Here is a 13,542-nt window from a genome sequence, read left to right as displayed (position 1 = left end):
CTTGTCGCTAAATCTGGGTGACTCGAACTTTGAGCGAGCGATAGCCCGCCACCGGCGCCTCTTCGCGCACTGGAGATTCACTCTCATCAAGGCTCACGTGGCCCACGTTCAAGAGTGCTCGGACCAGAACTCGCAGCTCCAACGTTGCAAGCGGGCGCCCGGGACACACGTGGGGGCCATTACCGTACACGAGGTTGGCGGCGGCGTGGCCATCCGGATCGAAGCTGGCCTCGTCGGTGATTACCTCCGAATCACGATTCGCCCGCCGCCAATCCAACACCACCTGCTCGCCTTGATGAACAGGGCATCCGTTTACTTCGGTCTCCCGTGTGGCGATGCGCCGGTTAGAGACGAACGGATCATCGAGGCGGAGTATTTCATCGATTATCCGATCAAGCTGTTCATCTGATGCGGCGATGATGTGGTCGCGATGTGCGGGGTGTGTAGCAAGCCAATGCACAACCACACCAACACACAGTGCCACCGAAGAGAGGTCCCCACCCGTCCAGTTGCGGAGAATGGAGACGAGTTGTTCGTCCGTGAGCGTCTTGCCATCGGCGGTCTGCACGCTCATGAGCTCCTCGGTCACATCACGAGGCGCTTCGGGGGTGACGTTCACTCGGCGCTCATCAAGAAGGGCATGGATGATCTGATCGAACCGCTCCGCAACCTCAGCTGTTTGGGACCGATCACCAGATCGCGTTGCGGCACGGTTATCCTCTACCCATTGCAGGAGTTCGTCTTCATAGGCTGGCGACCATCCGAGCCACAGAGATTGTGCGCGTACAGAGTAGCGGGCACCCAAGTCCGAGACCGCGTCAAACGAATCCTGAGTCTGCACTAGGCCGTTCAGGAGTTCGGTGGCAAGGTCCTCTAGGCCGGACGCCAGAGGCGCCAGCTTTTCGGCGGTAAAGAACGGATCGATGATTCCACGAAATGCGCGGTGTTCAATGCCGTCCAGCCCGTTCGGAATCTGGAGGTGGTTAGACACAGCGTTGGAGAACAAGGTCGGGTTAGTCGCGGCCATGACAACGTCCGCGTGGCCGGAGATAATTGGGCGGCCAGCACTATCTCGCGGGCACATTGCTTCAGTCACTTGCGGCACGAGGCCTCCCTTGTTTTTCACGTTCTTTCTTATGAAAATACCACCAAACCTATCGTTGGCTCATGCAATGTGGAACACTAAACGCCAATTTGATATCTGGCCGCGGTTCCTATGAACTCCGAGCCCCAGCTCTGGGTGCTCCAACGCTGCCTGAGCCCTTACGTGTTCGAGTTCCTCAGGTGAAAAGAAACTAAGCCCGGCCACCCCTGCCGGAGCGACCGAGCTTGCTTTGTACACCGCCAGGGACTCGAACCCTGAACACACTGATTAAGAGTCAGATGCTCTACCATTGAGCTAGCGGTGCGCGAACACGGAGAACCTACTCCCCCTCGGTCGCTCAACGCAACTCAGCATTCTGTACGGCTAGCTCCAGCCAGAGCTTTACAACGCGAGCAAACGGCTCCAAACCCAAGCAAAGCCAAATCCCACACATTGTGCGCTCCACCCCAGCGGTCAGAATGTGGCACCCTAGAAGAATGTCCGCCACCGATTCCCATCAGCCTGCCGCCGAACAGCTTGCACGTCAGGCCCCGAAGCCTCCGCTCAACCTTGCGCTCGATCGTCTGGAGGATGAGCACGGCTACACGCCGCCCGAGGACGCCGTGTACGAGGAGTTCGTTGCGTGGGCGGAATCGACAAACCGCCCCCTCTACCCACATCAGGAAGAGGCTCTGCTCGGCGCGCTTGAGGGCGATCACCTGATTGTCTCCACGCCAACCGGCTCGGGGAAATCGATGGTGGCCCTCGCCGCAATCTTTGCGGGCCTCGCGCTCGGCAAGACCGCCTACTACACGGCGCCGCTTAAGGCCCTCGTCTCTGAGAAGTTCTTTGAGCTCATCGCCGCGTTTGGCGCAGAGAACGTGGGCATGGTGACGGGCGATTCGTCGATCAACGGCCAAGCCCCGATCATCTGCGCAACGGCGGAGATCGTCGCCAATATCTCTCTGCGCGAGGGCGACGCGGCTCAAATCGGCGTCCTCGTCCAAGACGAATTCCACTTTTATGGCGATCCCCAGCGTGGCTGGGCTTGGCAGGTTCCGCTACTCGAGCTCACCTCCACGCAGCAGGTGTTGCTCTCGGCAACGCTCGGTGATACCTCGTTCCTCGAGAAGGATCTGGAACGCCGCACGAAGCGCCCAGTCAGCCTCATCACCAATGCGGAGCGCCCGGTCCCGCTCAATTTCGCCTACTCCACCACGCCGTTGCCGGAGCTGGTCAAGGAGCTCACCTCAACTCACCGCTCCCCCGTTTACATTGTCCATTTCTCCCAACGCGAGGCCGTGGCCCAAGCTCAGGCACTCCAGCCGATCGCCCTCACCACCAAGGAGCAAAAAGCGGCCATCGCCGCAGCCATCGGCAACTTCAAGTTCGGCGCCGGTTTCGGAAAGATCCTCTCGAAGCTGCTGCGCGCGGGCATCGGAGTGCATCACGCCGGTCTCCTCCCGCGTTACCGCCGGCTCGTCGAACGCCTTACCCAAGCTGGCCATCTCCAGGTCATCTGCGGGACGGACACCCTTGGCGTGGGCATCAACGTCCCGATCCGCACGGTCCTCCTGACCTCCCTCTCCAAGTTCGACGGCACCAAGTCCCGCCATCTCACGGCCCGCGAGTTCCACCAGATCTCGGGCCGCGCCGGCCGCGCCGGATTCGACACCACTGGAGATGTGATCGTCCAAGCCCCCGAGCATGAGATCGAAAATGCCCGCCGCGTCGCCAAAGCCGGAGACGACCCCAAGAAGCTCAAGCGCGTCCAACGCGTGAAGCCGCCCGAGGGTGTGGTCCTCTGGTCCGAGAAGACGTTCAACTACCTCATCAACGCGAAACCTGAGACTCTCGCCTCCAGCCTCCAGGTCAACCACTCCATGATCCTCAACATTCTGCAGCGCCCCGGCGATGCGGTCGCGGCCGCAATCAAGCTGCTGACGGATAACCACGAACCACCCGCACCCTCAAATCCCCTCATAAGGCGAGCCCTCGATATCTATTCATCCCTCCACCGCGCTGGTGTACTGGTACACCACGACCTCACGTGGCAAGAAGCCCATCCCGGGCGTTCGGCGGTGGAGTTCGCCCACGAAGTTCCGGAGGATTTCGCGCTCAACTCGCCGTTGTCGCCCTTCGCACTGGCGGCGCTGGATCTGTTGGACAAGGATTCGCCGGAGTATGCGCTGGACGTGGTGTCCGTTGTGGAGGCCGTGCAGGAGGATCCGCGCCCACTGCTGTACGGCCAGCAACGTCAAGCTCGCGGCGAGGCTATCGGGCGGATGAAAGCCGCCGGCATGAGCTACGAGCAACGCATGGCCGAGGCTGACGAAATCACTTGGCCCCAGCCGCTCGCCGAGCCCCTGCACGCCGCGCTCGAAACCTACCGGCAGACCAACCCGTGGGTGGATGAATACGAGCTCTCGCCGAAATCCGTGGTGCGCGAGATGGTGGAAACCGCGCTCACGTTCTCCGAGCTAATTTCGCGCTATGACATCGCGCGCTCCGAGGGCATCGTGCTGCGCTACCTCACCGATACCTACAAGGCGCTGCGCCAGATGGTGCCGCTCGAAGCCCGCACCGAGGAACTGGACGAAATCACTGAGTGGCTCGGGGCGTTGGTGCGTTCCGTCGATTCCTCGCTGCTGGACGAGTGGGAGGCTCTCCGCGACGGGCGTGTGACCGCGGACGAGGCAGCCGCCCTAGACAACGATCCCGAGGGCGGCGAGCGCGAGCTAGCGTTCGGCGCCGATGCCAGCGGGCACGTCGCGTACACACGCAACCTCCACGCCCTGCGCACCGACATCCGCAACGCCATGTTCCGCCGCGTCGAAGCCATCGAGCGCGAGGATTACGATCTCCTCGACGATCTGGCCGGGGGCGGGGCGCCGCTCTGGGACGGTGCGCCCGTCTGGGACGGGGACGCCTGGGCCGACGCCACCGATCCCTATTTCGACGAATTCGAATCCATCGGCATCGGGCAAGCCGCCCGCGGCAGCGAGTTCTTCGAGCTCAACGAACGCCCGGATTCCGCAGATTTGCAGGCCGCCGGAATTCCGGGTCCGATTGCCGACCGCTTCGTTTCCGGGCGCCGCCCCGGAAGGCTCTGGCTTGTTCGGCAAATTTTCGACGACGACGAAGCCACCCACTCCTGGGGCTTCTCCGCACTCGTGGACCTCGACGCATCCGATGCCGCAGACGCGCTCGTGCTGAGCGTGGTCAGCGTGGGCGAGCGGTAAGGCTTATCCACAGGGTGTGCATTTCCCCTGCGAGGCGTACCCCAAGCTGCTACCTTGCAGAACATGGGACACAACGGGCGTGCACTTGCCGGACTACTGATCGCGCTGCTGATGGGGCTCGCGGGCTGCGGTGACGGCAACCCCGCCACGCCCACCAGTCAGGCGACTGCAGTTCAGCCATCCCCCACTGCTACCTCCGCAGTTCCCACTAAGCCCACGGGCATTGAGCCGCCCCAGAAACCCGCAGCCATGTCCACGCCCGACGAGGACGGCGCCGTTGCCGCCGCCGAATACTTCCTTCGCATGACAACCTACGCGGCCGCCACTGGCGACACCACCGAGCTCGAAGCCATGTCGGGGCCAGACTGCCAGTTCTGCGAAAGCTATCTCGAGTCCGTAACGAATATGTACAGTCCCGAGAAAGGCAACGCTTGGGCAACAATGCCCGAGATTACGATCGAATATTCCACTGTGAGGCCAACAGAAGAGAAGCATCAATTTCAAGTGGAGATGCGCACCCAAAAGGGAGAGTTCGACTACTACAACGAATTGAACGGTCTCCAACATGGCGATGAAGAGACCCTCGTCATGGCGGTCGTCGCGACTCATGTTTCTGACAACACTTGGAGAGTCGAAGTCGTACAGGATTTCCCAGAGGATACAAAGATCCCGGGTGAGGATTCATGACGGCGCGAGCACTCCGTATACTTCTGGGCCTCGTGATTGTCCTCTCAGTCGCATTTGCCGTTCCAGCCACTGCCACCTCAAACGGAGACAACGACGCGTTCTGGGAGGGCCGAGCTAATGAAGGTTCCGTTTCAATAGGTGGGAGCTGGTCCGGGTCCAGTACCTCAGGAAGCAACTCTGGCGGCTCGGGCAGCCAACCACCATCACAGAACGCTGGAAACTCTTCCAACTCAAGCAACAACCAGATTGTTCCGGCAGGTCCGGTGTGCCCGGACGGCACCGTTGGTTTATTGCTGGGATGCGAATCTGGCCTATCAATCGCAGGAGTTCTCGGGGGTAGCCCCACGATCGCGGCGGCGGCACCGGAAAGCTCGGGCGGTGAGCCCGTCGTTGATCCTTCAACTCTCGTAACTATCTCGGACGTCCAATCCATCGTGGCTGATGGCGGAACCATCAACGTGAGCCCGAACCGGGGCTGGGTGTATGTAAACAAGCCCGTCTATTTCGAGAGCGATGCGGTGGGATACGACGAAGATCTCTCAGTGCTGGGCAATGCGGTCACTGTGCACCTGACACCCACGTCCTACACGTGGGATCCGGGCGACGGATCTCAGGTATTCTCAAGCGACAATCCCGGCGGTCCTTGGCCAGATGGAACAGTCACGCACGCGTATCTCAAAGACATCGCGGAGGTTCGGATCGGGCTGACGGTTGAGTGGTCGGCGGCCTTCACCGTCGGTGGCACCACCTACCCGGTGGACGGAACGGCAACGTCCACGACGCAGTCGGATTCGTTCGATGTCCGCGAGGCGGAAGCGGTTCTGACGCGCTAAAGCTGCTTTCTGCTTGGCACAAAGGTCACCCTCAACGTCACGCCTAGCCGTCTCAGCAGTCAGAACACCTTTCCGTCCTGAGAGAACCACCTAAACCTTGAGGGGACCGTTCAGTCTGCATTCTTCTGCATGAGAGTGACCTTTGCAACACCACTGTCTCGTGACAGTGACCCGTTTGTCCTGACAGTGCCCTCCCAGACCGGGTTTTGAGGTCTCTCTCAGAGTGCAAACGTCACGCTCACGATTGCGGGACGCGCTCAGCCTACTTTTTCTCTTTCATGACTATCCTCTATACATCCTTGCAACGTGCCGCGGTAGGATTGTCGGCGGTCATTATTGCCAGCCAAGGAGTCGATTGTGAATCTCGAAAGCGTGCCCGCGCTCGATGAAATCCCGGGGCGGTTTGCACGGCTGCAGGAGTCAGTGGCGCAGGTGGTTGCGAAGACCGGGCGCGAGCCGGGTTCGGTCGCGATTGAGCTGGCCGTCAAATACCAAGCACCTGAAAGCGTCCTCGCTGCTATCGATGCAGGCGGGACTCTTCTTGGGCACAATATCATTCAGCAGCTCGAAGAGACCGAGCAGGCGCTCGCAGATGCGAACGCACCTAGGCACCGCACGCACGTGATCGGACACGTTCAGAAAAATAAGGCTGGGCGGGCGCTGGCTTACGCTCAGTGCATCGAGACGGTGGATTCGTCGAAGCTCGCCCGCCGGCTTGATCGCCTGCAAGGCGAGCGGATAGAGCGTGGTGAGGCCAGCCACCCATTCGACGTCATGATTCAGGTGAACTCGTCCGGGACAGAGAGCCAATATGGACGAGCTCCCGAATCGGTCGTCGATTTCGCAGGGAAGATCGCAGGCCTCGAGAATCTACGCCTCGTCGGCCTCATGACAATCGGTGCTCACACCACGGACGTAGCGGCAATTGCCCGATCTTTCCAGATCGTCCGCGAGCTCCGCGAACAGATTCAAGAGGCCGGGATCGCGAGCGCCACCGAGCTCTCAATGGGCATGACGCACGATATGGACATCGCCATCGCCGAAGGCTCAACAATTATCCGCGTGGGTACTGCAGTATTTGGCCCAAGGCCTCAGATCATTAGCCAGCAATAACCGCAAATCGGTTATGCGGGAAGACCGTTCTGATCGTACAGCTCGTCAGTATCAAGAGAGCCGCCATACTCAGCGATTCGCTCAGCCATGAGTTCGACCAGTTCGTCAATCTCGCGCTGCGAAATCATCCTTCTACCCCCGAATGGTGGTGCTCTACGCTTGTCTCTTTCGGTGGAATATACCAAAGGATGACAATAAAGTGTCAAGATAGTTAGTCGATGCGGTGCAGCCACTTGCGGCTGCCGAACTTCGACTTGACCATTTTCTGAGCCTCAACCAGTTCAGAAGGCCGATACGTGCCGCGGCGCACCGCGCGCCCGTCCTCCAAGGATTTGATCATGGCGACGACGACGTCCGCCTTACTCGCTCCACAATAATGACTAATACCCACAACTTTCTTCTGTGCACTCTTGGCGCCGCGCGTTCCCAGATCGTCGCGGAAGAGCCGCGTCACCGCTAGCATTGCTGGCCCCTCAATGTCCCATGACATGGTCGCATGGTGAATTGTGACTCCGTTGGCCATGCGGCGTTGGGCTGCTCCCCCGATTTTGCCCTCGGCTGTGGCGATGTCATTAATGGGCCGGTAAAACGCCGGAACGCCGAGTCCTTGCACGGCCTCCAGCACCCACGAATCGCATAGGGCGTAGGACTCGCGCAGGCTCATCCCCGCGAGTGCCTCGGTCGGCACGATCACCGAGTACGTGATGGCGTTCTTGGGATCCATGAACATCGTGCCACCGCCGGAGCTGCGCCGAAGCACCCGCACTCCACGCACCGATGCCGCCTCGAGATCTATCTCATTGGAGAGGGATTGCGAACTACCGATCACAGCGCAGGTCTCATCCCAGTTCCAGATGCGCACCGCAGCGGGCCGCCGGCCTGCCCCAACCTCGATTGCCACACCGTGATCGAGCCCCAGATTTAGAGCAACGGATAGCGGCCGCGACGTGAGAAGATCGAACCGTTCGGGAAGCTGAGCCATGCAGCCATCATTCCACGCCGACCCGCATTCTTTGCGCAAAAAACTTCGTCGGCGCGCATGAGATCGGACCAGTCCTAGGGGCCTACCTGAAATCCAGCCGTTAGCTGGCGGGGCGATCGCCTTCCACCCAAGGGGTAACACCAGCGCGGCGCAATCCGTACTCGTATCCCTCGGTGAGAGCCTCCCATGAGGCTTCGATAACGTCGTCGCCCACACCTACAGTGCGCCAGATTCCGTGGCCATCCGACAGCTCGATCATGACTCGGGTTGCCGCACCTGTTCCACGGTGGGTATCGAGAATACGGACCTTAAAATCGATGAGCTCAATACCTGCGAGTTCCTCATATACGTTCTTTAGCGCGGTACGCAGGGCCTGATCGAGGGCATCGACGGGGCCCACGCCCTCACCCACTCGCATGTAGCGGCGCCCGCCAGCAAATAGTTTGACCGTAGCCTCGGCGAAGGTTTCACCACTATGGAAGCCCTGGTAGGCGGAATTGCCCTCGCCGGCACTGCCAGCGCTTCCGACCTGTCCCGCTGTACCTGTCTTGGCACCGCCGCCATTTCCATTGCTCACGCCAACGGTAGCGATGTTTGCTCGCCAGGCCTCGATCACGAAGTACTGGGGCCGATCCCCAACGACGTCGCGCACGATCAGCTCGAATGAAGCATCAGCTGCGTCGTACGTGTACCCAGCGGCCTCAGCCGCCTTTACTCGCCGTGTGATCTCGCTCAGAGCTTCCTTGTTCGTAGACAGGTCGATTCCGAACTCGCGAGTCTTCAGCTCAATGGAAGCCCGCCCAGCCATGTCAGACACGAGCATCCTCATGTCGTTACCCACAGCGAGAGGATCGATGTGCTGATACAGGTCCGGATTCACGCGAATAGCAGATGCGTGAAGCCCAGCTTTGTGCGCGAACGCGGAAGCACCAACGTAAGGCTGACGAGCATACGGAGAGATATTCGTGATCTCCGAAGCCGCATGCGATACAGAGGCCAGACGTGCGAGCTGCTCCTGGCTCACCGTCTCATAGTCAGTCTTCAGTGCCAGATTCGCCAGTATTGTCAGGAGATTCGCATTACCTGTGCGCTCCCCATAACCGTTCACCGTTCCTTGGACTTGGCGGCATCCAGCCTCAATGGCGGCGATGGAGTTGGCAACGGCGCAGCCGCCGTCGTCGTGCGCATGAATACCCAACTTCGCGTCTTGGAAACCCGCGCTTGCCAAACGCTCTTTCAAGTCCGTGACGATGTTCGTGACGTGGGACGGAAGTGAGCCACCGTTGGTATCGCAGAGGATGACGCAACTGGCGCCGGCCGCGAAGCACTCAGCAACCACGGATGTTGTGTATTCCGGATCGAAGCTGAAGCCATCGAAGAAATGCTCAACGTCAATCATGACCTCGCGGCCCTGGCTGCGCAGGTACTCCACCGAATCGCGGACCATCGCGAGGTTCTCTTCCCCGGTGGTGCGCAAGGCCTGCTCAACGTGGCGGATGTCCGACTTTGCCACCAGCGTGATCACGGGAGCGCCGGAATCGAGGAGCCCCTGGATCTGGGCATCGTCTGCGGCGCTCACGCCGGCCTTGCGCGTGGCGCCGAATGCCGTGAGCTTGGCGGTGGAGAGAGGGACTTCGTCAGTGCGCCTGTAAAAATCCGTGTCACGCGGGATCGCGCCGGGCCAACCGCCCTCGATGTAATCGACGCCAATCGACTCAATCAGCGGCATGAGGGCCAGCTTATCGGCAACCGAGAGATTAATACCCTCCTGCTGAGCTCCGTCGCGAAGGGTCACATCATATACATCGATCTTCATGGCGTTCTCCATTTCGCGGCGGGTGCCGCTTCTTGCTGATTCTTCGCACAACCTACACGATCAGACGCAAGATTTCCGGTCTGTTTCAATGCGCAGTTGGCTGGGTCAAACCGATCAATCTGCATGACTTCGTGCAAGGCGGCTTAGGCCCGCCTATACGAAGGGCGACACTCTCTGACACGAAATTATGCAGCGCCTATCCACGCAACCAACCACCTGCACGAAGCGGTACGGCCCCTAGGCGAGGCGGTAGAGCCAGTTGAAATCGTCGGGCACTTGGCCCAGCTGGATCGCCGTCAGGTGATCGTAGAGGTTTTTCGTGACTTCGCTGCCGGGGATCTCCACGTGGAAGTCCTTACCGGTCAGCGAGCCAATCGACGTGACAACCGCAGCCGTTCCACAAGCGAACATTTCGGCAACCGCCCCAGAAGCAATCCCGTCAAGCAGCCACTTCAGGGAGATGGTCTCCTCGGAAACGGGTTTGCCCTGTGTGCGCAAGAGCTGGAGGATCGAGGATCGGGTGCAGCCAGGCAGAATGTTGCCGGTGAGCTTCGGGGTCTTGAGGGAACCGTCGGCCATCACAACGAAAACGTTCATGCCGCCCAGCTCGTCAAGGTTCGTATCCGTGGCGGCATCGAGGAATAGAACCTCGTCATACCCACCCTCGTGAGCCTTCACCTTGGGGAGCAGTGAGGACGCATAGTTGCCGCCGGTCTTGGCATCGCCCATGCCGCCGGGGCCAGCGCGGTGATAGGTAGGCTCAACCCACACGTTAATGGGCTGGAATCCGTGTTCGAAGTAGGGGCCGGAGGGTGATCCGATCACCAAGTACTCGTAGCGCTCGGCCGCCCGCACACCCAAGAAGGGCTCGGACGCAAACGTGAACGGACGAAGGTAGAAGGAGGAGCCGGGAACGTCGGGAACCCACTCGCTGTCCGCGCGGACCAGCCCGACGATCGAGGCTATAAAGTCCTCATGCGACAGCTCAGGAATTGCCAACCGGCGTCCCGAATGGTTCAACCGTGCCGCGTTGTAAGTGGGACGGAATGTCCAGATGGAGCCGTCCTCGTGGCGGTAGGCCTTCAACCCCTCGAAGATCTCCTGACCGTAGTGCAGCACAGCAGCGGCCGGGTCCATGTCAAACGGGCCATACGGTTCGATGACCTTGTTGTGCCAGCCTGCCTCAACAGTCCAAGTGGCGTGCGCCTGATAGTCCGAGTAGTCCTTACCGAAGAGCATCTTGGCCATCTTGGCCTCGCGCTCCTCGGTACTTGCCGGAGCCGGATGAGGCTGGCGCTCGAACGCACCAACCAATCCGTCTGAGCTGGCAACTGGCGCAGCTGCAGCATCTTCTAGTGCGGTTGGTTGATATGTCATGAGCGTCCCTTTCTCGCACGTTCAAGCTTACCCAGCGCCACTCCTTCGCGGCGGGACTCTGGGCACCTCTGTTGATTATGTTGGCTAGCTATATCGATCCTCGTCGCATGCTAGCCCTGCCGCGCACTAGCCTAGCGGCGCTAGCCCTGCCGCACGATGGCAGCAACTGCGTCCCCGACCTCGCCGGTAGAACGCGCAAACGGCGCTCCCTCAGCCGCCGCAGCAGCCCGCGCGGCCATGTCCTGATCGATGGCCGCTTCGACCCGGCGTGCTTCCGCCCCGAGCCCGAGGTGATCCAGCAGCAACACCACGGACGCGATCGTAGCAATGGGATCAGCCAGCTGCTTGCCGGCGATATCCGGCGCCGAGCCGTGGATGGGCTCAAACATGGACGGGTATACGCGGTCCGGGTTGATGTTGCCCGAGGCCGCCAGCCCAACGCCGCCGGTGATCGCACCGGCTTCGTCAGTGAGAATGTCGCCGAAAAGATTGTCCGTCACCATTACGTCGAAACGCCCGGGATCGGTCACCAGGAAGATCGTGGCGGCATCCACGTGTAGATAATCCACGGAAACCTCGGGATATTCGGCCGAAACGGCTTCCACGGTCCGCCGCCACAAATGCCCGGCGTTCACCAGAACGTTGTGCTTGTGAACGTAGGTGAGCTTTTTGCGCGGGCGTGCATTGGCCTTCTCGAAGGCGTATCGCACCACGCGCTCCACGCCGTAGGCGGTATTCACGGACACCTCGGTGGCGATCTCGTGCGGAGTCCCCTCGCGCACAACGCCGCCGTTGCCGCAGTACAGGCCCTCGGTCCCCTCGCGCACCACGAGGAAATCGATATCGCCAGGGTTGGCGAGCGGCGTCGGAACGCCCGGGTAGTACTTGTTCGGACGCAGGTTCACGTAATGATCTAGCGCGAAACGCAGCTTGAGCAGCAGCCCGCGCTCCAATACTCCGGAGGGAACACTCGGATCACCCACAGCCCCCAGCAAAATCGCCTCGTGCTGCTTGATGGATTCGAGATCCTCATCGGTGAGGGTCTCCCCGGTCCGGTGCCACCGCGCGGCACCAAGATCGTACTGCGTCGTGGCAACCTGAACGTCGTTCCCCTCAAGAACCGCCTCGAGTACCTTCAGGCCCTCGGCAACAACTTCGGGGCCAATACCGTCGCCCGGAATTACAGCTAAATCAATGGTCCGTGTCATGGTTCCGAGACTACTCCGTTGTCTTAAGGAGTGGGATTTTGGTATCAGATTTTGAACGACGACGACGTCATTCCCCGCCCAGCTCGTGTCGTAAGAGCTCGTCTTCCAGAACCACATCACGAATCCGATCACGAATCTGCTTGGCGGAGGCGTTCAGATCGACCGTCGCAACGCGCATGATGTGCCCCTGTACAAGTGCAGCTTCGTCAATCAGCTCGTTGACGCTCGGATGTAGAAGGACTCCAGATGCTGAATGTGCCAAGTTGCTCTGATTCTCCTGAGTGCGGAGGTATGCGTATAGCTGGTACAAGTACCCACTCTTAAATCTTTGGGATCCGTACATGTCAACGGTGGTTGCACTCGTAAACTTCGTATCAATGACGATCATTCGGCCAGCTTCCTGATGTCGCAGCGTTATGTCCGTCTCCATACCCGGTAAGAGTCCCTGAAACCCCGTTGTCTGACCGTCTCTAGGCCATTTGAGGTGCTCATGGTGTTTGACCAACCATCCCAGAGACGGCAACATCACTTTGTAATACCCAGCTACAGCCTTCTCAAATAACTCTCGCACCCACCTGTCGGCCTTGTCCGGTTCAGCGATCAGGTTGTGACCCGATTGTTCAGTCGGGATACACATGGTCAGTGCGAGCCGTGCGAGGGCCACTACTTCTCTATCTCCAGCATCGTGCCGGCCAAACGAATCCGTCACGATTTCGGATTGGCTCGGAGGGATAGCCGAAACACCCAGATGGTTGAACTGTGCTGCCAGAGAACGGCAACCCGTCGCAAGCTGCTCATTGCTAACCCGTAGTGAGACCTTATCTAGAGCAAAACGAATCATGCGGTTGCGTGGCGTATCCACCGTAAGCTCCTCGTACGAACAAACCACTTTCCCTTTAGCAACCAGCCGCTTGCGCTCAGTTCTCAGTAGATCTAGACGGCCACGTAATCTACGAAGCTCATCGTTCCGCCTTACGTAGCCCGGAGTGAGGTTCCTTCTCAACCGGATCTGCACTTTGCCGTGAAGCAACTCAGCAATAACGTCCACGAGCTCATCTGGATTGCCATCGAGCAAGACCTCTGAACGGTTGATGGCCTCACGTGATTCGGACGCGTACACCATGAGCAACCAAATGTTGCTCATAGGAATCTTGTTGACCCAACTTCCCGCGTAACGTGATCTCTCAGCACTTTGGATAG

10 protein-coding genes, 1 tRNA gene and 1 pseudogene are annotated in these 13,542 nt (G+C 59.8%); 4 read left to right on the top strand and 8 right to left on the bottom strand.

Annotated elements, in window-relative coordinates; genetic code table 11:
* Nucleotides 1-7 precede the first annotated feature (7 nt).
* Both DD236_RS11575 and DD236_RS11570 read right to left on the bottom strand, forming a co-directional pair.
* Nucleotides 8-1,126 (bottom strand): cytochrome P450, encoded by a 1,119-nt coding sequence (locus tag DD236_RS11575; RefSeq protein WP_207785811.1) that lies wholly within the window; start codon nucleotides 1,124-1,126, stop codon nucleotides 8-10.
* A gap of 211 nt (nucleotides 1,127-1,337) precedes the next feature.
* A tRNA-Lys gene (locus DD236_RS11570) sits at nucleotides 1,338-1,409 on the bottom strand.
* Nucleotides 1,410-1,581: 172 nt separating this feature from the next.
* Here DD236_RS11570 and DD236_RS11565 point away from each other — a divergent pair.
* The 4 genes from DD236_RS11565 (at nucleotide 1,582) to DD236_RS11550 (ending at nucleotide 6,959) form a co-directional block, all read left to right on the top strand.
* Nucleotides 1,582-4,326: a DEAD/DEAH box helicase gene (locus tag DD236_RS11565; RefSeq protein WP_109094554.1), complete on the top strand. Its 2,745-nt coding sequence runs from the start codon at nucleotides 1,582-1,584 to the stop codon at nucleotides 4,324-4,326.
* 63 nt (nucleotides 4,327-4,389) lie between these two features.
* Complete coding sequence (locus DD236_RS11560; RefSeq protein WP_109094553.1) at nucleotides 4,390-5,013, top strand: DUF6318 family protein; 624 nt, start codon at nucleotides 4,390-4,392, stop codon at nucleotides 5,011-5,013.
* Entirely contained in the window at nucleotides 5,010-5,846 is an 837-nt protein-coding gene (locus tag DD236_RS11555; RefSeq protein WP_109094552.1) for a hypothetical protein, read from the top strand. Before DD236_RS11560 ends, DD236_RS11555 begins: the two co-directional genes overlap by 4 nt.
* 357 nt (nucleotides 5,847-6,203) lie before the next feature.
* Complete coding sequence (locus tag DD236_RS11550) at nucleotides 6,204-6,959, top strand: YggS family pyridoxal phosphate-dependent enzyme (RefSeq protein WP_243410306.1); 756 nt, start codon at nucleotides 6,204-6,206, stop codon at nucleotides 6,957-6,959.
* A 211-nt stretch (nucleotides 6,960-7,170) separates the two neighbouring features.
* On the opposite strand, the gene DD236_RS11545 is transcribed toward DD236_RS11550, so the two are convergent.
* From DD236_RS11545 to mcrC, 6 genes and pseudogenes are all read right to left on the bottom strand, one after another.
* Nucleotides 7,171-7,941, bottom strand: coding sequence for a lipoate--protein ligase family protein (locus DD236_RS11545; RefSeq protein ID WP_109094550.1), 771 nt, complete (start codon nucleotides 7,939-7,941; stop codon nucleotides 7,171-7,173).
* Nucleotides 7,942-8,041: 100 nt separating this feature from the next.
* Nucleotides 8,042-8,518 (bottom strand): alpha-isopropylmalate synthase regulatory domain-containing protein, encoded by a 477-nt coding sequence (locus DD236_RS12475; protein ID WP_423716475.1) that lies wholly within the window; start codon nucleotides 8,516-8,518, stop codon nucleotides 8,042-8,044.
* 21 nt (nucleotides 8,519-8,539) lie between these two features.
* Nucleotides 8,540-9,757, bottom strand: a pseudogene (gene cimA, locus DD236_RS11540) (citramalate synthase); the annotation flags it as partial.
* A 237-nt stretch (nucleotides 9,758-9,994) separates the two neighbouring features.
* Nucleotides 9,995-11,134 carry a branched-chain amino acid aminotransferase gene (locus tag DD236_RS11535; RefSeq protein WP_109094549.1) on the bottom strand — a complete coding sequence of 380 codons (1,140 nt, stop codon included), beginning with the start codon at nucleotides 11,132-11,134 and terminating at the stop codon, nucleotides 9,995-9,997.
* Between the two features lie 140 nt (nucleotides 11,135-11,274).
* Nucleotides 11,275-12,342, bottom strand: coding sequence for a 3-isopropylmalate dehydrogenase (locus DD236_RS11530; RefSeq protein WP_109094548.1), 1,068 nt, complete (start codon nucleotides 12,340-12,342; stop codon nucleotides 11,275-11,277).
* A gap of 67 nt (nucleotides 12,343-12,409) precedes the next feature.
* A complete protein-coding gene (gene mcrC, locus DD236_RS11525) occupies nucleotides 12,410-13,486 on the bottom strand; it encodes a 5-methylcytosine-specific restriction endonuclease system specificity protein McrC (RefSeq protein ID WP_109094547.1) in 1,077 nt (358 codons plus the stop codon).
* Nucleotides 13,487-13,542 lie beyond the last annotated feature (56 nt).

It is taken from the genome of Ancrocorticia populi, from assembly GCF_003123745.1.
Taxonomy (GTDB): domain Bacteria; phylum Actinomycetota; class Actinomycetes; order Actinomycetales; family Actinomycetaceae; genus Ancrocorticia; species Ancrocorticia populi.
This window is presented reverse-complemented; position numbering and strand designations above follow the sequence as displayed.